16 protein-coding genes and 1 rRNA gene are annotated in these 20,241 nt (G+C 46.3%); 10 read left to right on the top strand and 7 right to left on the bottom strand.

The genetic code is table 11. From position 1 onward, the window contains the following. Window positions 1-130: 130 nt before the first annotated feature. The 4 genes from rrf (at window position 131) to B9T34_RS18100 (ending at window position 5,244) form a co-directional block, all read left to right on the top strand. Window positions 131-245: ribosomal RNA gene (gene rrf / locus B9T34_RS18115) — 5S ribosomal RNA — on the top strand. Window positions 246-889: 644 nt separating this feature from the next. Then, window positions 890-1,726 carry a M48 family metallopeptidase gene (locus B9T34_RS18110; RefSeq protein ID WP_086214526.1) on the top strand — a complete coding sequence of 279 codons (837 nt, stop codon included), beginning with the start codon at window positions 890-892 and terminating at the stop codon, window positions 1,724-1,726. Between the two features lie 202 nt (window positions 1,727-1,928). Further along, a complete protein-coding gene (locus B9T34_RS18105; RefSeq protein ID WP_086214525.1) occupies window positions 1,929-4,328 on the top strand; it encodes a YgiQ family radical SAM protein in 2,400 nt (799 codons plus the stop codon). 376 nt (window positions 4,329-4,704) lie between these two features. Further along, window positions 4,705-5,244 carry a DUF2726 domain-containing protein gene (locus tag B9T34_RS18100; protein WP_086214524.1) on the top strand — a complete coding sequence of 180 codons (540 nt, stop codon included), beginning with the start codon at window positions 4,705-4,707 and terminating at the stop codon, window positions 5,242-5,244. A 46-nt stretch (window positions 5,245-5,290) separates the two neighbouring features. Here the strand turns inward: B9T34_RS18100 and B9T34_RS18095 are convergent, their stop codons facing one another. The 6 genes from B9T34_RS18095 to mdtD form a co-directional block, all read right to left on the bottom strand. Continuing rightward, window positions 5,291-5,647, bottom strand: a complete 357-nt coding sequence (locus B9T34_RS18095; RefSeq protein WP_086214523.1) for a RidA family protein — start codon at window positions 5,645-5,647, stop codon at window positions 5,291-5,293. Between the two features lie 4 nt (window positions 5,648-5,651). Next, a complete protein-coding gene (shiA, locus tag B9T34_RS18090; protein ID WP_086214529.1) occupies window positions 5,652-6,959 on the bottom strand; it encodes a shikimate transporter in 1,308 nt (435 codons plus the stop codon). 227 nt (window positions 6,960-7,186) lie between these two features. Further along, window positions 7,187-8,242 (bottom strand): DNA polymerase IV, encoded by a 1,056-nt coding sequence (gene dinB / locus B9T34_RS18085; RefSeq protein ID WP_086214522.1) that lies wholly within the window; start codon window positions 8,240-8,242, stop codon window positions 7,187-7,189. Window positions 8,243-8,312: 70 nt separating this feature from the next. Continuing rightward, complete coding sequence (locus tag B9T34_RS18080) at window positions 8,313-9,311, bottom strand: MBL fold metallo-hydrolase (RefSeq protein WP_086214521.1); 999 nt, start codon at window positions 9,309-9,311, stop codon at window positions 8,313-8,315. 69 nt (window positions 9,312-9,380) lie between these two features. Next, entirely contained in the window at window positions 9,381-10,172 is a 792-nt protein-coding gene (locus B9T34_RS18075) for a GH25 family lysozyme (protein WP_086214520.1), read from the bottom strand. A gap of 81 nt (window positions 10,173-10,253) precedes the next feature. Then, window positions 10,254-11,645, bottom strand: a complete 1,392-nt coding sequence (gene mdtD / locus B9T34_RS18070; RefSeq protein WP_086214519.1) for a multidrug transporter subunit MdtD — start codon at window positions 11,643-11,645, stop codon at window positions 10,254-10,256. A 167-nt stretch (window positions 11,646-11,812) separates the two neighbouring features. On the opposite strand from mdtD, the gene B9T34_RS18065 reads away from it, so the two are divergent. Continuing rightward, window positions 11,813-13,684 (top strand): choice-of-anchor I family protein, encoded by a 1,872-nt coding sequence (locus tag B9T34_RS18065; RefSeq protein ID WP_086214518.1) that lies wholly within the window; start codon window positions 11,813-11,815, stop codon window positions 13,682-13,684. A gap of 165 nt (window positions 13,685-13,849) precedes the next feature. Further along, a complete protein-coding gene (locus B9T34_RS18060; protein ID WP_086214517.1) occupies window positions 13,850-14,824 on the top strand; it encodes a hypothetical protein in 975 nt (324 codons plus the stop codon). Between the two features lie 74 nt (window positions 14,825-14,898). Here B9T34_RS18060 and B9T34_RS18055 read toward each other — a convergent pair whose 3' ends face one another. After that, on the bottom strand, window positions 14,899-15,519 hold the full coding sequence (locus B9T34_RS18055; protein WP_086214516.1) for a TIGR00730 family Rossman fold protein: 621 nt from the start codon (window positions 15,517-15,519) through the stop codon (window positions 14,899-14,901). A gap of 334 nt (window positions 15,520-15,853) precedes the next feature. Between B9T34_RS18055 and B9T34_RS18050 the strand changes: the two genes are divergently transcribed. The 4 genes from B9T34_RS18050 (at window position 15,854) to B9T34_RS18035 (ending at window position 20,181) form a co-directional block, all read left to right on the top strand. Further along, window positions 15,854-17,437 carry a TerC family protein gene (locus B9T34_RS18050; RefSeq protein ID WP_086214515.1) on the top strand — a complete coding sequence of 528 codons (1,584 nt, stop codon included), beginning with the start codon at window positions 15,854-15,856 and terminating at the stop codon, window positions 17,435-17,437. An 82-nt stretch (window positions 17,438-17,519) separates the two neighbouring features. After that, window positions 17,520-17,999 carry a YchJ family protein gene (locus B9T34_RS18045; protein ID WP_086214514.1) on the top strand — a complete coding sequence of 160 codons (480 nt, stop codon included), beginning with the start codon at window positions 17,520-17,522 and terminating at the stop codon, window positions 17,997-17,999. 60 nt (window positions 18,000-18,059) lie between these two features. Continuing rightward, window positions 18,060-18,704 (top strand): trimeric intracellular cation channel family protein, encoded by a 645-nt coding sequence (locus tag B9T34_RS18040; protein ID WP_086214513.1) that lies wholly within the window; start codon window positions 18,060-18,062, stop codon window positions 18,702-18,704. A gap of 157 nt (window positions 18,705-18,861) precedes the next feature. Next, window positions 18,862-20,181: an MFS transporter gene (locus tag B9T34_RS18035; protein ID WP_086214512.1), complete on the top strand. Its 1,320-nt coding sequence runs from the start codon at window positions 18,862-18,864 to the stop codon at window positions 20,179-20,181. Window positions 20,182-20,241: the final 60 nt, after the last annotated feature.

Here is a 20,241-nt window from a genome sequence, read left to right as displayed (position 1 = left end):
GCTTGATTTAGTTAACGCTGAAGAACAAAATATGCAACTCAAATATACCTGTTAATGTATTCTATTTGGTACGAAGTAAGGCATACATCAAATGATGTAAATAAGACCCGAACAAGTCCATAACAGTTGTGCTGGCGACAATAGCAAGAGTGAACCACCTGATCCCTTCCCGAACTCAGAAGTGAAACCTCTTAGCGCTGATGGTAGTGTGGGGTTACCCATGTGAGAGTAAGTCATCGCCAGCTCATTATTCTAAACACCCCCTGACTACTCAGGGGGTGTTTTTTTATGCGCGGGTGAAATATCAGAAGTTAAGGAAATTAGTGGAAAGGCTTCAGGGGATATTGCTGTCTTTTGATGCTATCTTTGGGGCTTCGTGAATAGTTCCAATACAATTCGAGGCTGTCTAGCCAACGCATTTATTTTTTCTATTTAAGTGTACGCAGGTATTTTTTAGTCAATAAAGAACTGAAGTGATAGGCGTATTAACACAATTTTTTGTAAATCATAAAAATCTCACTCTACGCGTACTTATTTTGGCAAATCTTTCATTCAAGACTAAAGTATTAATAAATTCAGAATAAATCTTCATTACTGCATACTAAATGAGACATATTTCATAAAAACATGCATTTAATGTTATTAAATTATTAAAATATAAAATACTTTGAATTAGTGCATATTATTGGTTTTTTATTTGAAAATATATGCTGAAAATATTAATTATGCGCTTTGTTTTTATTTTAAATAAAAATTATAAGCTATTGAATATTAATAATATGTTTAAAATTATTAATCGCTTTGTATCTTCCGATAAATGGCTTTGATTTTTATTATTAATTTATTTTTAATAATAAAATGTTGATTATCTAAATGGCCCAGGTGTTCTATGAAAAATGTTCTATTTTCTGCAATGGCCTTAAGCTGTTTATTTTTTTCAGGCTGTATAAGTACAACAAATTTAGGAACCGCTGGCGCTGAGCGTAAGCAATTTATGCTCATTCCAACGAAGGCATGGACGGCGCAATCAGAGCGCTCATTTAAGCGCTTCACGTCTGAGGCTAAAAACAAGCAGGTTTTAGTGATTGATGCGAAATTGAACCGTGTGCTTGATCAGCTTTGTACAGAAGCAAACATCTTCCGTACGGGTTCAAATCAATGGAATTGGAGCATTCAAGGCAATTTAAACGGAGAATTAAACGCGCATAGTTTGCCTGGCGGCAAGATTATTGTGAATACGGGTCTATATTGGGGCCTGAAATTAAATGAAGATGAATTGGCTTTCGTGATCGCTCATGAAATGGCGCATTCACTGCGGGATCATAACCGCGAAAAAGCATCAATGCTGCTGGCCAGTAATGCAGCCATGCTGGCAGCAACTGGTGGGGCGGGGGCAATTGCTTCTGTAGCTGCCAGTATGGCAGGACAGACTGCCATGATTCCGCAAGGCTGGAATTTAGAAGTGGAAGCAGATGTGGTTGGCTTAGATATAATGTCGCGTGCGGGCTATAACCCGAAAGCAGCCGTCGATTTTTGGGATAAATTTCAAAATGAGAGTAACCGCCGAAAAGCCTTTGATGTGAAACCTTTAATGAGTGACGCGCTGTATGCAAAACGCATTGCTAATATCGAAAAATATTTGCCTGAAATACAAACCAAATATGAACAGGTTCTAGCCACCAAGGCTCATTTAAACCAATATACTGCGCGGAATACAGTGCAGTAATTTGGATGACAATGGGCTTAGGTTTTCAGCACTCGCAAGGGTGCTTTTTTTTATTTCTGAATTATATTGAGTTGATTATCAATCCTTGGATTTTGTATAAATTATAATCAAGCATGATGGCTAGAATTCATGGTAAAATAGTCGGCTTTCATCTTTGATCTGTTCTTCAGGTCTTCCATCTGCCAGCCGAGAATTGCTAGCCATGTCTACTGCTTATACTATGCAGACCGCGCCTAAAGCGCTGTTTGATTACGACAAATATTGGGCGTCATGTTTTGATCCTGCGCCATTTTTGCCGATGTCACGCGAAGAAATGGATTCACTTGGCTGGGATAGCTGTGACTTTATTTTGGTCTGCGGTGATGCCTATATTGACCATCCATCATTTGTATCGGGCATTATTGGCCGTGTATTGGAAGCTCAAGGTTTTCGCGTCGGGATTATTGCACAGCCAGACTGGACTTCTGCAGAAGCCTTTAAAGTTTTAGGCAAACCGAATATTGCATGGGGAGTGACAGCGGGCAACATGGATTCCATGATTAACCGCTATACGGCAGACCGTAAAATCCGCTCAGATGATGCTTATTCTCCAGATAATGTACCGAATAAGCGCCCAGACCGCGCAGCAACGGTTTACTGTCAGCGCTGCCGTGAAGCCTTTCCAGATGTGCCAGTATTGCTGGGCGGGATTGAAGCTTCATTGCGCCGCATTGCGCATTATGATTATTGGTCAGATAAAGTCCGCCGTTCTGTGCTGATGGATTCAAAAGCTGATTTATTGATGTACGGCAATGGCGAACGATCCATTATTGAAGTTATGCACCGTCTGGCCAAGGGCGAAAAAATTCATGAAATTACTGACGTGCGCGGTACTGCGTTTATCGTCAATAAAAATAACCGTGCATCGAAAGCGAAATTTGTTGAAATTGCATCGAATGATGTCGATGCAATAGGCCGTGTTGATCCGATCATCAATCCTTATGTGATGACTGAAGATTTAGATGGCTGCGAAATTGAAAAAGAAAAAGGCAATTCTTTAACACAATATCAGAACTTCCAGAAAGAAGCGGTTGCCAATCCAATTGTGCGTGAAGGCGACAGCTTAGATGCAGATACACAAATTGTGCAGCTTCAGCCGTCATCAAAAGCGATTAAACATAAATTGCCGCCGCGTGAATTGGCTGTCATCCGTTTACCTGCCTTTGAAGAAGTTTCAAACGATCCTGTACTGTATGCACACGCCAACCGTATTTTGCATTTGGAAACCAATCCAGGCAATGCGCGCGCTTTGGTGCAAAAGCATGGGGAGCGTGATGTGTGGCTGAATGCGCCGCCGATTCCGCTGACCACTGAAGAAATGGATTATGTATTTGACTTGCCGTATGCGCGCCTGCCGCATCCGTCATACGGTGAAGCGCGTTTCCCTGCGTTTGACATGATTAAATTCTCTGTGAATATCATGCGCGGCTGTTTTGGCGGCTGTACTTTCTGTTCAATCACAGAACATGAAGGCCGTATTATTCAAAACCGCTCAGAAGAATCTATTCTGCGTGAAGTTGAAAAGATCCGCGATACTGCGCCGGGCTTTACGGGCATTATTTCCGATTTGGGCGGTCCAACAGCGAACATGTACCGTTTGGCATGTAAAGATCCTGAAATTGAGAAGAACTGCCGTAAGCCGTCATGCGTATTCCCTGGGGTCTGTCAAAACCTGCATACTGACCATGCGCCACTGACTCAGCTGTACCGCAAAGCGCGTGCACTTAAAGGCATTAAGAAGATTCTGATTGGTTCAGGCCTGCGCTATGATTTGGCAGTATTAAACCCTGAGTATGTGAAAGAGCTTGTAACGCATCACGTTGGCGGTTATTTAAAGATTGCACCTGAACATACCGAGAAAGGCCCACTCAATAAAATGATGAAGCCGGGTATTGGAACCTATGACCGTTTCAAACAGATGTTTGATCGCTTCAGTAAAGAAGCCGGTAAAGAACAGTATCTGATTCCTTATTTCATTGCGGCGCATCCGGGTACAACCGATTACGATATGATGAATTTGGCGATTTGGCTGAAAAAGAATGGTTTCCGTGCCGATCAGGTACAGACCTTCTATCCTTCACCAATGGCGACGGCAACTACGATGTACTATACGGGCAAAAACCCATTAGCCAAAGTGGCGCGCTATACCGAACAAGTCGATATTGTGAAAGGTGAGAAACGCCGCCGCTTGCATAAAGCTTTCCTTCGCTATCATGATCCGAATAACTGGCCAATGCTGCGCGAAGCCTTAAAAGAAATGGGCCGTCAGGATTTGATTGGCAACTCGAAGCAGCATTTGATCCCGACTTACCAGCCTGCTGGAGCGGAAGGGCAGTATCAGTCTGCGCGTAAAAAGAATTCAACGCTTGCCGGTGATTCGCAAAAGCGTACAGGTGAGAATACTGCACGTTCGCAATCACGCAATGCCAATAGCTCAAACCGACCGCAAAAAGGCCAGATTTTGACCCAGCATACAGGCTTGCCGCCGCGTGAAACCGGGGATAAAAAAACCTTTAGCGGGACGAAAAGCAAAAATAAGCCGAAGCAGAAGTCCAAGGCTTAAATTAATCAAAGAGCGCTTCGGCGCTCTTTTTTTGCTCCAAAATATGAAGTATTTATTTTTTGTATTCAATCTTATAGATTTAAGAATGAAAGCAACAGCTTGTCGGAATTGTTAGACAATTGTCTTAATGCTCTTGCGGGAATTTTAGAAAATGGCATAGAGTAGGTCGATTAGCGAATAATGGACTATGTTTTTTCGCCAAGGGAGCAGGGTTATACACAAATCGTACATTTATTGATCTGTATGGGTGGATAATCATTATGCCAGGTGAAAAATTTAAATCGCAATTTTAACAATAAGACCGTCTGCAGACTGATGTGAAATAAGAAAAACTGCAGCTCAAAATGATTATAAGAAATGTAAAGGATTATGAGAGATGGCAATGTATATTGTGATCGCGAGTATTATACTCGGCTGCATGCTCATAATGGCTTGGAAGAGTTTAGACTATAATGCCAAGCAGCAAGATAGCGCCTTGAAACAGCGCGCTATTTTCAATATTAATGAGCAGCTGACCTATACGCGTCTAAAAGAAATTCTGCCCAAACATACGATTTTGGCGCATGTGTCTTTTGATGCTTTACTCACAACCAAATATTACCGTACGCGGAATAAGTACCGGAATATGGTTGCAGACTTTGTTGTGCTGGATGAAAACCAGCAGATTCAAGCAATTATCGCTTTAGATGATCCGATGGTGCTGAAACGCATACAGCCTTTACAGTATCAGGATGCTTTACTGCAAATGGCAGGCTATAGAGTCATCCGCTACGATGATGTGCCTGAGTATGCTCAGCTGCGTGAAGATTTCATCCATGGATACACAAAATGGAAACCTCTGACGCCCGTCAGCGATCTGAAAAAATATCATTTATATTCAGATTTAGAGCGCAAAAAGCTGAAAATATTGAGCTAAAAAAAAGCATGCGATTAACGCATGCTTTTTTGATTTTAGGAGCTGTTTACTCAGGCTTGACTGCAACCACAGTCAGCTCGACCAAGACACGCGGATCATACAGTTTGGCTTCTACGCAGGTGCGCGGCAAGGCCTGAATATCACTGACCCAAGCATCCCAAACTTCGTTGAAAGCAGCATAATCTTTTTCGATATCTTTTAAATAGATGGTGACAGACATGATGTGGCTCTTATCTGTTCCCACATCTGCCAAAAATTGGTCAATAATGTCAAAGGTTTGCTGTGTTTGTCCTTTGATATCTAAATCAAAATCACTCGCCAGCTGACCAGCGAGATGAACTAAATTGCCTGAAATTGCAATTTCAGAAAAACGTTGGGCTACATGCAGCCGCTGTACAGTCATGCGCTTATTCCTGTGTTTTCGGCATGATGACTGCAATCAGTGCAGTCAGCAAACAGCCGAGAGCTAAATAGACAGCCACATAATGCCATGAACCATTGCCCCAAATCACTAATGATGCTGCAATAAAAGGGGTAAAGCCGCCGCCGATAATGCTGGCGACTTGATAGCCGACGCCTGCACCGCTATAGCGGTATTCTGTGCCGAATAATTCGGTAAAAATAGGCTGGTGCACACTGACTACCATATCATGCGCAACATTGGCCAATAAAATTGCACAGATGATAATCATCCATGTGTTTTGCGCGTCCAGCGCTATAAAAAATGGGAAAGCAGATAAAGCGCCAATTAAACCGCCTATCACGCACATTTTACGATGGTCAAAGCGGTCTGCAAGCCAAGCAAAGAGCGGAATACTGAAACAGCTGACAGCGCTGACCATGAGGGTGATATTTAAAAAGAACTGCTTATCCATTCCCAAGTTTTGGGTTGAGTAATTCAGCGCGAAATTGGTCACCAAGTACATGGTGAGCAGCTCTGCCATGCGCAGTGCAATAATATAAAAGAAGGCTTTAGGATGCTGGCGGATGGCCTGCACAATCGGCAATTTTTGCTTTCCGTCTTCTGCCTTAGCAGCCTGGTCTAAGAATTCCTGTGATTCATCTTGATCACGCCGAATCCACATGGCAATCGCAATTAAAAGGATACTGGCAATAAAGGGCAGGCGCCAAGCCCAGTCGGAAAAGGCTGCTTCGCCTAAGGTGGCGATAATTAGACTGACTGCGCCAGTCGCAAGGACCAAGCCTACACCATAGCCAATCTGTACGCCGCTGCTGTAGAACGCTTTTTTGCCTTTCGGGGCATTTTCAACCGCCATGAGAGCGGCGCCGCCCCATTCACCACCGACAGCAAAGCCTTGCAGGGCGCGGAAAGTGACTAAGAGTACTGGCGCCCACCAGCCAATCGCTGCAAAGTTAGGCAGCAAGCCGATGCCGACAGTGGACAGGCCCATCATCACGACAGTAATGACCAGCATTTTTTTACGGCCGAGCTTATCGCCAAAATGGCCGAAGACTATACCGCCCAGCGGTCGGAATAAGAAGCCAACGCCAAACGTCGCCAAGGCAGCTAAGGTGCCCATGTTGGCGCCAATACTCGGGAAAAACTGGTCTTTAAATATGAGTGCGGCGACAATGCCGTAAAGCAGGAAATCATACCAGTCAACGACTGCGCCAATAAAACTGCTGAGCGCGGCTTTGCGGGCACGCTGTTCTTGTTGTGAATTTGAAGGTGTAGATAGAGAATTAGAGTGCATGCAGGAAGGGCTTTCCATGATTGACAGCAGAGTTGCCCTGTAATATTCGGATTGGATCGTCACGCCAACTACAGGACACTATGCTGAAAGTAAAGGTGATTTTCAGCATCTCGGCGCATACATGGATAAATGCAACGCGCGATTAGCTTAACTCAAATTTATTGAATGTGAAGTGCAATTTGTTTTATTTTTATTCTTTCGAACAAAACTTGTGCAGTGAATTGCCGTCAGAGCAAAGTCAGCTGAGCTTCTTCCTGCTGTGCAGCCAGCTGATAAACACCCACGCCAATTAAGCGAAATTCAAAATTATCAGGGATATGCATTTCTGCCAGCAGCTGAATTAAGACCTGTTCTAAATCAGCTTGGCTGCTGAGCGGACTTTTAAAGCTTTTACTGTGCTGCAGCACCTGAAAATTTTTCAGCTTTAATTTGGCCGAAACACCGCGTGCATTCAGTTGTTTGCGTTCTAAGCTGCGCCAGACTTGATCAATTAACTGCGGCCAATAGCGCTGGCACTGCGCTAAGGTTAAATCATCATCAAAGGTGGTTTCTTTAGAAATTTGCTGGCGTTCACGTTCTGCCTGAACAGGGCGCTCATCGATCCCTTGCGCATAAAGATACAGCTGTTTGCCGTATTTGCCAAAATGATGGGTCAATACCGCTTCATCAATCTCTTGCAGATCTCCCAGCGTTTCCAGCTGCATGGCTTTGAGCCGTTCTTGAGTAACTTTGCCGACCCCAGGAATTTTTTTTAAGGGCAGGTCATGAATAAAGGCGCTGACTTTTGAGGGTTTAATGATGCAGATGCCATTGGGCTTGTTCCAGTCTGAAGCGACTTTGGCTAAAAACTTATTCGGCGCGACCCCTGCGGAGGCCGTCAGACCAGTGGCTTGAAAAATTTCTTCGCGGATACGCATCGCGACTTCAGTCGCGCTGGAGATCTGCAGCAGATTTTCTGTGACATCCAAGTAGGCTTCATCTAAGGAGAGCGGTTCAATCAGTGCGGTGTAGCGCTGAAAGACTTCATGAATCTGTGATGAAACGGTCCGGTATTTTTCGAAATTGGGTTCAATGACCACCACTTGCGGGCACAGCTTACGGGCTTGACTCATCGACATGGCGGAGCGCAGTCCAAATTCGCGGGCTGGATAGGAGGCTGCGCAAATGACTGCGCGCGGATGATGAGAAGAAACCACCACAGGTAAATGGCGCAGTTCAGGCCGTTCACGCAGTTCTACAGATGCATAAAAGGCATCCATATCAATATGAATGATTTTTCTCATGCAGGCTGCATCACTGAAAAATAAAAAATGATGATTCAGTATCGCATAGCCGATAAAAAGCGGGTAGTTCTTAGTGCAGGCTGTACGACACAGGTTGACTGAGTAAAATCACTTGGGTGTGCTGCTGCTCAGCGGCTTGAATGAGTGTGCGCATGCTTTGCTCGGTGTCATCCGCGATGCGCGGCAGAAATTGCAAAGGCTGGTGCAGGGGCTGAAAGAAATTGTCCCAATGAATCGGGATGACATTTTTCGGCTTAAGAGTGGCCAGCGTTTGCGCTAAATAGCGCTGCTGGAATTCAGGCGATTGCCGCGACAGCTGGGCGATGCCTAAAAATAAGCTGTCTACCTGCAAATGTTTAAATTGATTGGGAACTGCGCCTGTACTGGCTTTCACCAGTATGCGGTAGTCTTCATGCTCGATCAGATAATCAAAACTGCCGCCTTCTTTAAAGTCCGAAAAGCGTGCAGGTTGCATAAGCGGATGTGTAATTTTTTCGCCCAGATCATTATTTACAGCGGTAGGCGGCGTATGCTGCGAGGGAATCGGAGTAATACTGAAACTGTTAAAATGCAGGGTTTTCCATGGCTGAATCTGAATTAACTGCTGTTCAGGCACATGGCCGCCGCGTGCAATATTGAGCGTGCTGTTGGACCCAAGAATTTTGAGTTCTGGCAATTGCTGGCCCAGTTCTGTGATGTCTAAGGCATGGTCATAATGCGAATGGGTGACCAATAAAGCTTGCGCGCGCTGCAGTTTTTGCTCTTGAATGACTTGCTGTATTAAATCTGAATTGCTTTGAATTTTGTGTATAGCCACTTGAACCAGTGAGGGGCGGCTAAAAAAACCATCAATAATAATTTGGTCGCGGCCATCATCAAACAGCAAGGTGGATACCCCAAAAAATTTCACACTGAGACGTGAATTGGCATGGGCGCTGGCATTTTTCTGATACTGCCATTGCTGAAAATCTTGAATCTGCCCCGAAGGGTGAAGCAGATAGAATATGCCTAAAATGCACATGCCGACAGTTGCCGCTAATCCTGCCAGCCATTTTTTTGTTTTTGACATGGTCTGCACATCTCTTTGCTTTTTTTGCGTTATTTATTGCGCCGTGGTGCAGGGCGTTTCAACATCTTGTTATTTTCCTGACGTTTTTGCAACCACATCCTGAGTTTTCAGACCATTTTTCAGCAAAAAGGCATTCCATTGCTTTTGCGTGCCATTAAAGACATTTAAATCTACCGCTTTGGGAATGCCTTGAATTTGCCCTTGATTGGTATGCTGCCAGAACAGCCATGCTGGATTGTCTTTGAGTTCAGGCTTGCCTTGATATTCACGCACCCAAAGCGGGGTATTTTTAAATTCTCCCGCCAGCACAATGTTATAAAAAGATTTGGAAATATAGAAAATCGGCTGTTTGCCGTAGTGGCGCATCAGCTGGTCATGCATCAGCTGGATTTCTTTCAGCAGCTGATCTTTGCTGTAGGTATTGATGCATTTGCTGTCGTATTCCAAATCAATCACAGGCGGCAGGGCATCGCTGCGTTTGGGCACAGTTTCAATGAAATTCTGCGCCTGAATACTGCCGTCACGGCAGAGGCGGTAAAAATGGTAGGCGCCGACATGAAAACCCTGTTCGCGGGCTTTGAGCCAATTGTCCTGAAACTTGGTATCTTTAAAGTCGCCGCCTTCAGTGGCTTTTAAATACACAAATTGATAATTTTGCGGTGAGATTTTGGTCCATTGCACATCGCCTTGATGATGTGAAATATCAAAGCCTTTAACTGGATATTCTTCTGCAGAAGCAAAACGGTGCGGCATGATCAGGGCATATGCCAGCAGGACAGCCGCCAATACACCCACAACGCCTAAAGCTGGGCGGCGATATGTACTGAGCAGTGATGGTGCGGCAGTCTTGCGTTTTTTCATGTGCAGTTCAGGCAATCCAAAGGTTCGGCAACATGATAGCGCGAAGCTGTATGCGCTACCAAGCCTATTGTATTGCTCATGTTATACCGCCGTATTTTTAGGAATCTGCCAAAATATAGCGGCTGTAATAATGTTGATGCAGCCCAAACAGATCAGCGTTGCATGGAAAGCTGAGGTGATATGCGCAGCTTCAAAATAGGCGCTGAAAACATTGACCAGCGTACCTGCCAGCGCCACGCCAATACTCATGGACACCATCATGATCATAGACAGGAAGCTGTTGCCGCTGCTGGCATCCTGCTGCGGTAAATCTTTTAGGGTCAGCGTATTCATAGAGACAAATTGCAGTGAATTCAGCATGCCGAAAATGAAGAAGTGCAGGGCGCGCAGCCAAATCGGAGTCTCTGCCGAGCTGAGGGCAAAACTGGCAATACAGGCGCCGACCAGCAGGGTATTGACCAAGAGCACTTTGCGGTAGCCAAAGCGCTGAATAATCTGGCGGATAATCGGTTTAGAGGCCAAAGATCCCAGCACGGTAGGGATCATTAATAAACCCGTGACAAAGGGTTCAAAGCCAAAAGCCACCTGCAGCATTAAGGGGATTAAAAACGGCATCGCATTGCCACCCAATCGGGCGAAAAAATTGCCGACAATGCCTATGGCGTAAATTCGGTTTTTAAACAATTTACTGCGGAATAAGGCATTTTGATGGGTATGCGCGTGGAATGCGTACAGCATTGCCGCGGCTAAGCCGGCAGCAATTAAGCCGATGCTCCAATACATGGATTGTGAAGTGCTGGCAAAATTTTCAATGCCGAGAGACAGGCCTGCCATGGCAATCACCAGCAGCAGGAAACCCCAGAAATCAAAACGCTGCACGCTGGGTTCTGTGACGTTGGGCATGGCTTTAAAGGTAATCAATCCGCCTAAAATCCCCATTGGAATATTAATCAGGAAAATCCAGTGCCAAGTGGTCACTTCAACCAGCCAGCCGCCGAGTGTCGGACCAATCAACGGCCCGATCAGCCCTGCAAGGCTCATCAGGCTCATGGCCGATAAAAACTGAGTGCGCGGAATGACTTTCAGCATGGCCAAACGGCCAATAGGCAGCAGTAGTGCGCCGCCGACACCTTGCAGCACGCGGTAGAACAGCAGTTCATTTAAACTGTCTGCCTGACCGCAGCCCAGCGAGGCCAAAGTAAAAATAATAATTGCGCTAAAGTAAGTATTGCGCACGCCAAAGCGGTCGGCCAGCCAGCCGCTCAGCGGGATACAGGACGCCACAGATAAGACATAAGCCACCACCACACTGTGCATATGCAGCGGGTCTTCGTTTAAATGCACCGCCATCGATGGAATGGCTGTATTGACGATGGTGGTGTCCAAGCCCTGCATAAAAAAGCCGATTGACACCAGCAGAACCAAAAGTCTGAATTCGGGCTGTAAGGCTTGATGTGAAGGCGTGGCGTTCATGGCATCGAAAAATCTGATATTTCCAAGCAGTTTAGCTGAAATTATTCAGGGATGCTGTTGCAATCTGTGCGTTCATCGTCTGCAACGGAATTGCAGCGTAGTGGTCATCTGCTTGAAATTTCAGCTTTATACATTGGTCAAAATTTATTTGAATAATGACTAAGATGATGAATTTAAAAGTTTCTGCTTTGGCGCTAGCCATACTGGGTTTGGGGTTGAGCGCATGCAACAGCGGCAATGATGATGGGGCTGCACAGCCGCCAGCCGTTGCAGAACAAACACTGCAAAGTATTGAGCTGGTGCGCTTGAGCGCCTATGAATCGGGCATATTTGGCGCCAGTGCCGCAGAAATTCCAGCGTTTGATGCCGCCAGCAAACGCTTATTTGTGGTGAATGCAGAAGCTGGAGAGCTGGATGTCTTAGATATCTCAGACCCTGCGCATCCGAAAAAAATCGGCGCTATTTCTACCCATGCTTTACTGCCCAATTCTGAAGTCAACAGTGTGGCTGTACGTCAGGGGGTTGTCGCGGTTGCGGTACAGGCTGCCAATAAAACAGATTTAGGCAAGGTCGCGTTTTATCAGGCCAGTGATCTCTCACTGATCAGTTCGGTTGATGTGGGCGCATTGCCTGACATGCTGACTTTCAGTCCTGATGGCAAACTGGTGGTGGCGGCAAATGAAGGCGAGCCGAGCGATGATTATCAGATCGATCCGGAAGGCTCGGTTGCAATTATTGATATCTCCAATATTCAGGCGCCGAAAGCAGTTCTGGCGGGATTCTCTGATTGGAATGCTGCAGAGAAAAAAGCGGCGCTGATTCAGTCCGGTGTGCGGATTTATGGGCCGAATGCAACTGTGGCGCAAGATTTGGAGCCTGAGTATGTGACCATTAGTGCAGACAGCAAAACAGCATGGGTCACGCTGCAGGAAAATAATGCCATTGCTGAAGTTGACTTGAGCGCCAAAAAAGTAAGCCATATTTTTGCTTTGGGCGAAAAAGATCATGGCCTGCCGGAAAATGCATTGGATTTGAGCGATGCAGACGGCAAAATCAATATTCAGGCTTGGCCGGGTATGGCTGGCCTCTATCAGCCAGATGCTATCGCCAATTATCAGTTTGAAGGCAGCACCTACTTGGTGACGGCCAATGAGGGCGATGCCCGCGCTTGGGGTGAAGACAATCCGCTGTATTGGGGTAAAACGCTGAAAGATGATGCCAATGCCGCAGGGGACAGCAGCAAGGGCTATGTCGAAGAATTCCGCGTAAAGCATTTGGTGCATAAAGATGGTTTTTCACGCCGTCAAGGCGATGACCTGCCGCCGCAGCTGCGTGAAATCGCTAAAGGCGCTCAGCTTAATCCTTCTATTTTTGCTTACTGCGGCGCCGTGCTTGGCGATGCCAAAGCCTGCCGCAATGATGATCAATTGGGCCGCTTAAACATTGTCTGGAATATGGGATACCAAAAAAATGCAGATGGTACGCCAAAACTGGATGACAAAGGCTACATGACCTATGACAAGCTGTATGCCATGGGCGGGCGTTCATTTGCAATTTGGGATACCCAAGGCAAGCTGGTCTGGGATTCTGGACGCGCATTTGAAGATAAAGTGGCGGAATTGTTTCCAGCACATTTCAACAGCAATCATGAAGCCAGCCTGTTTGATGACCGCAGCGATAATAAAGGGCCAGAACCAGAAGGTTTAGCGCTTGGGCAAATTGGGCAGAAAACTTTTGCATTTATCGGTTTGGAGCGTATGGGCGGCATTATGGTGTATGACATCAGCAACCCGAAAAAAGCGCAGTTTATCCAATATCTGAATGACCGCAGCTTTAAACAGGACAGCGCTCAGTTGGATAAAAACGGCCAGAAGGTGCTGGATAAAGACGGCAAAGAGGTGCTGATTGAAAAAGCTGACCTTGGCCCAGAAGGCCTGATTTTTATTGCCGCCAGCAAATCGCCGAATGGCAAGCCTCTATTGGCCGTAGGCAATGAAGTCAGCGGTACGACAGCGGTGTATCAAATCATCGTGAAATAGCCTGCCGCTGAAGCTTGATAGGAACAGGTTACAATAAGACCTGTTTTTATCGGCAGAATAGATTGAATGTCACCAAAATGTCATAATCTTGCCATAGTATTGTCACGAATTTATGGTGGGCGAGCGCAAATCTTCTTTGCCCCGAAAGTGATTTAGGCTTTTTTTATGACAATCGAAATCTTGATGGTGATAGGCTTCTGCTTGGCGGCCTACTCAATCGTCGGAAATGATGTGCCGCAGACATTAGGTACCTTTATTTCATCTAATTCGCACCGCCCTTGGTGGCTGCTTTGGCTGTACATCAGCACCATTTTAGTGGTGGTCTTAATGTACGGCTGGTATGCATCGGGTGTGGGAGATGCATCATATGGCCGTTTAGAAACCATTCCTTTTCCTGAAGGCGGAATTACTTGGCTGTATATTGTGCCGCCGATTTTACTGCTGTTTTTGACCAAATACGGTATTCCTGTCAGTACCACCTTCTTAGTTTTGACCATCTTCTCACCTGCGAGTTTAGGTTCGATGATGATCAAATCGATGATGGGCTATGCGGTGGCATTCATCGCTGCGATCATTATTTACCGTTTTGTGATGCAGCAGCTGGCGCGCCATTTTGCCAAGACTCGTGATCAAGAGCCTTCACACATTTGGATTGGCCTGCAATGGGTATCTACCGCGTTCCTGTGGAGCCAATGGCTGATTCAGGACTTGGCGAATATCTTTGTCTATGTGCCGCGTCAAGTGCCGTTTGAATTTTTGCTGTTTGCCATTGTGGTATTTGTCGTTCTGCTGGGGGTCATTCTGTATCAGCGCGGCGGCGCTATTCAGAAAATTGTGGATACCAAAACTGGCGTTTCAGATATTCGCGCAGCGACCATCATTGACTTTATATATGCCGTTATCCTGCTGATTTTCAAGGAATGGAGCAACATTCCAATGAGTACCACTTGGGTATTCCTGGGGCTGCTTGCCGGCCGAGAATTCGCCATGTCGATGATTCTGAATGAAGTGAATAAGCACCGCACGTCACGCAATGTCAGCAAAGATGCCATGAAGCTGATGTTTGGCTTGGCGCTGTCAGTTATTTTAGCGACCACGCTGCCGTGGTTCTATAATTTTATAACGCATTTTGGCCAATAAGCTGAATTAAAAAAGAAGCGGACAGATTGTCCGCTTCTTTATGGGCTGAAGAATTTTATCTTTGGCCTGAGGGCTTAAACCACAAAACGCTGCGGGCTGCTCAGATTGGCGATCGCTGAGTAAATCTCATCCGCATGCTTGCAGATAATTAACTTGGCGCGGTGCTGCGGCGGCAGGAAGCCTTCCTGAACGGCATGGTCAAGCTGCGCAATCAGCGCATCATAAAAGCCATTGACATTATACAGCATCATGGGTTTTTGGTGCTGGTTCAGCTGTCCCCATGTGGCAATTTCCAAAATTTCCTCAAAGGTGCCTAAGCCGCCCGGCAATGCAACAAATGCGCTGGCGCGCCCAGCCATCATGGCTTTACGTTCATGCATGCTTTGCACAATATGCAGTTCTGTTAAATGGTGATGCGCAATTTCATAATCCAGCATAAACTCAGGGATTACCCCCACGGCTTCGCCGCCGTTTTGTACAACGGCATCGGCAACTTGCCCCATCAGGCCAATGCTGGCGCCGCCGTAAACTAAGCCGAAACCGCGCAGGGCGAGGCCTTGGGCAAGCGCAATGGCTTTTTCCTGATAAATCGGTTTATTGCCTGAACGCGAACCGCAGTACAAGGCAATTAAAGGCTGTGTGGTCTTGATGCTGGAGCTGTTCTCTAGCGCGGATATTTTTAATTCACTATTCATGGCGTATGTTTTTACCTTTTCATTTTTTCTATCTTTGATGCTTAGTGTAAGCAAGATTTGTGACACTTAGGCGCTTTTGGCTGCAGTTTCAGGTAATAATTTGTTAAATCAAATAATAGAACTGGATGTTCAAAAAAAGATGAAATTCTAACTCAGCTTGATATACTGAAGCCTTGTTTTTCAACAAATGAATCGTCATGGGCAGTGGTTGTTGTCGCTCCGCACAAAAACATTTCTTAGAAATTAATAACTTTGGTATGCAAATGCGTGCCTTTCCCAATTCAAATTCAGCAAAAATCAATGCACGCCTGCATGCTGCTCAGGAGATGAAACGATGATCTTTGAGTGGATGTCTGACCCTTCTGCATGGGTAGGCTTGCTGACCCTTGTGGTTTTAGAAATTGTTTTGGGTATTGATAACCTTGTCTTTATTGCCATTCTTGCGGAAAAATTGCCGCCGGAACAGCGCAATACGGCTCGAATTGTCGGATTGCTCTTGGCGCTCTGCATGCGTTTGGTGCTGCTGGCGTCCATTGCGTGGGTGGTCACCCTGACCAATCCGCTATTCCATATCTTTGATCATGCATTTTCAGGGCGCGATTTAATTCTGCTCTTTGGCGGGGTATTCCTGCTGTTTAAAGGCACTATGGAATTGCGTGAGCGTCTGGAAAACAAGCCGATGCTCAAGGAAGAAAATCCGGTGCATGCAACCTTCTGGATGGTGATTATTCAGATTGTGGTGCTGGATGCCGTGTTCTCTTTAGACAGCGTGATTACCGCGGTCGGCATGGTGAAACATCTTTCTGTCATGATGATTGCGGTGATTATTGCCGTCGGCATTATGCTGTGGGCATCGAAGCCGCTGATGAACTTTGTCAACCGTCATCCGACTGTGGTCATTCTTTGCCTGTGCTTCCTGATGATGATCGGTTTTTCATTACTGGTTGAGGGCTTTGGCTTCCATATCCCGAAAGGCTACTTGTACGCGGCAATCGGCTTCTCTGTGCTGATTGAGTTCCTGAATCAGACCATGCGCCACAATCAGGAAAAAACGGTCACCACTACCGATTTGCGCTACCGCACAGCTTCGGCTGTGATGCGTATGCTGGGCGGCAAGAGCAGTTCAGAATCACAAAATGATGAACATGAAGATGTGCTGGCGACCCGCGCCTTTGCCGATGATGTCTTTGATCAGGACAATGGGGTTTACCACAGCGTTATGGTGCAGGGCGTTTTAGGCCTCGCTGAACGTCCCGTGAAGTCGGTCATGACCCCGCGTCCCGAGCTGGAATGGATTGACTTGGATGAAGATGAAGCGGCGATTAAGCATCAGCTGCTGAGCATGACTCATTCTCGTCTGATCGTTGCCCGCGGTGAGCTGGATAATATTGCTGGCGTGGTGTTGACGCATAAAGTGATGAATGAATACATCGAAACAGGCGTGTTGGATTTCGAGAAACATTTGCGTGAACCCGTAATTGTGCATGAAAATGCGCAAGTGCTGATGGTGATGGAGCAGCTGCGCCAAGCTCCTCTGCAAATGGCATTGGTATTGAATGAATACGGTTCGATTGAAGGGATTGCAACGCCCATTGATGTGCTGGAAGCGATTGCGGGTGAATTCCCTGATGAAGATGAACTGGAAAGCGCCGCAGAAAGCCTTGAAGACGGTTCTTTGATTCTGGATGGATCAACCGATATCCGCCATGTTTCATTATTACTGAGCCGTGATTTAGTCGATGAATCTGAACAGTATTCAACATTGTCTGGCTATATCTTATTTCACTTGGGGCGTTTGCCGGAAAATGGCGAAAAGCTGAGAGCGGATGGCTACATTTTTGAAGTAGTGACGATGGAAGGCCACAAAATTGAAAAAGTGCATGTCATCTCCATCGCGGATAATACGCGTACAGATTGAATTGAATCCAGATAGGCGCTGAATCCAGCGCCATCTTGCTTTAAAATAGCCTGCATTGCAGGTTTTTTTATTTGAGAATTCCATGACGGATATGCGTTGCCCATGCGGGCAGGGAAATTATGCAAGCTGCTGCCAGCCTTTGCATGCAGGCCAAAGCAAAGCCCAAAGCGCAGCCCAGCTGATGCGTTCCCGCTACAGTGCATTTGCCAAACATGAAATTGAGTATATTGTGCAGACCACGGCAGTTGGTCAGCAGCAGGCTTTGGATGTACCTGCTATTGCCGCTTGGAGCAACTCCAATCTGTGGCTGAAACTGGACGTGGTGCAGGCCAATGAAAAATTAGATAAAACCCATGCGCAGGTCGAATTTAAAGCGCATTATCAAGCCATCGGTGAGGATGGACAGACGCCGCAAGTGCATCATGAAGTGTCGCATTTTGTGAAACACAATGAGGCATGGTTTTTTCTCGATCCGACTACAGATCAGCAGATGACAATGAAACAGCCGTGTATTTGCGGCTCAGGCAAAAAATTTAAACAATGCTGTGCGCAATATCTGTAGTTTTTTTCTGAAGATGCCTTAAAATAGCGCGCATCTTTTACCCTCAGTGGATGAAGGGCAATGTTACTCACCGTTATTTACATTATTGCAATTACGGCAGAAGCCATGACCGGCGCGTTATCGGCTGGACGGCGGAGCATGGACTGGTTTGGAGTAGTTTTAATTGCCTGCGTCACCGCCTTGGGCGGCGGTTCAGTGCGCGATGTCTTGCTGGGGCACTATCCATTAACCTGGGTTAAACATCCTGAATATTTGGTGCTGACCTGCTGCGCTGCCTTTGTCACCATTATTATTGCCAAGTGGATGAAGCATCTGCATTCAATCTTCTTGCTGCTTGATGCTTTAGGCCTGATCGGCTTTACCATTATTGGCTGCCAAATTGCGCTGCAAATGGGGCACGGTTTTGTGGTCTGTGCTGTTGCTGGGGTACTTACTGGTGTTTCTGGCGGTATTCTGCGTGATATTCTGTGTAATGATGTGCCGCTGGTATTCCGCCGTGAACTGTACGCATCGATTTCATTTGTTGCCGTAATTTTTTATTGGTTCTGTATCAATTTTGGCCTGTCGCTGGAAATTACGGTGATTTCAACATTGGTCTTCGGTTTTTCACTTCGTTGCATTGCCATTTATTTCGGTTTGGAAATGCCGAAATTTATCTATAAAGATGATGATGATCAGTCAGCTTCGTCTAAAGATGCATCTTAAATTTCAGCGTTCCTATTAAATACTGTATTTGACTGAACCGCGGCGCCATCTGCCGCTTCAGTGAATTAGTGTTGCCTGTTGCATCAGAAAGAGCAGATCATAAAATCATTGCTGTGCAATCAGCATGCTCCCTTTTCACCTCATCCGAGATCGTATTATGGACTTAGTCTCACGCATACAGCGCTTGCCGATTGGCAAGTTCCACTACACCTTGCTTTGGGTCATTGGGCTGGGCTGGATGTTTGACGCGATGGATACGGGGCTAATCTCCTTTATTTTGGCAAAAATGGCTGAAGACTGGGCGATGACACCTGCAGAAAAAGGCTGGGTGGTTTCTATTGGCTTTGTGGGCATGGCCATCGGCGCAGTCTGCTCAGGCGCATTGGCAGACCGGATTGGACGTAAAACGGTTTTTGCGTCGACCTTGGTGATTTACAGTTTGGCGACGGCTGCCTGCGCGTTTGCGCCAAATCTAACTTGGCTGCTGGCGTTCCGCTTTGTGGTGGGCTTAGGCTTGGGCGGGCAGCTGCCTGTTGCGGTGACCTTGGTCAGTGAATATATTCCTGCGCATGTGCGCGGGCGCTTTATTGTGCTTTTAGAGAGCTTCTGGGGCTTGGGCTGGCTGTGTGCCGCGCTGATTTCTTATTTTGTCATTCCAAAATTTGACTGGCATATGGCGTTCTTAATTGGCGGCTTACCTGCACTGTACGCAATTGTGATTTGGAAAATGGTGCCTGAGTCTATTCCGTATCTTATTAACCGCGGACGGCTGGAAGAAGCGCATGCATTGGTGAAAAAAATTGAAGCCAAATGCGGTGTGCAGGTGATTGAAATTTTTGAAGTGAAACCGGTCGCTGAAAAGCAAAGCACTTCATTTGGCCAGTTATGGTCTGGAGTATTTGCACGCCGCACGCTGATGCTGTGGCTGATTTGGTTCGGGATTGTCTATTCTTACTATGGTATTTTCACTTGGCTGCCAAGCCTGCTGGTGAAGCAGGGCTACACCATTGTGCAATCGTTTGAATATGTTTTGGTCATGATTCTGGCGCAATTGCCGGGTTATATTGCCGCGGCATGGCTGGTGGAAAAACTTGGGCGTAAAGCGACATTGGCAGGCTTTATTGGCTGCTGCGCAATTTCTGCATATTGCTTTGGTCAAGCGCAAACAGTGACCATGATTATGGTCTTCGGCTGCCTGATGTCTTTCTTCAATTTAGGCGCTTGGGGCGTACTGTATACCTATACGCCTGAACAGTATCCTGCCAATATCCGCGCGTTCGGATCGGGCTGGGCTGCAGCCATTGGCCGGATTGGCGGTATTGTCGCGCCATTGGCTGTAACCCATATGATGGTCTTGAACAATGGTTTCAGCTATGTATTCAGCATGTTTACTGTGGTGCTGCTGGCTGTGGCTTTCGTGATCGTGGTGCTGGGTGAGGAAACCAAAGGCAAGACCTTGGAATCCATGGGCCTCTAATCTGTGCAGCGGATTGCTCCGCAAAATAAATTACGCGGCGCGCCCAAAGCATGCCGCGTT

It is taken from the genome of Acinetobacter sp. ANC 3813, from assembly GCF_002135435.1.
Lineage (GTDB): Bacteria > Pseudomonadota > Gammaproteobacteria > Pseudomonadales > Moraxellaceae > Acinetobacter.
This window is presented reverse-complemented; position numbering and strand designations above follow the sequence as displayed.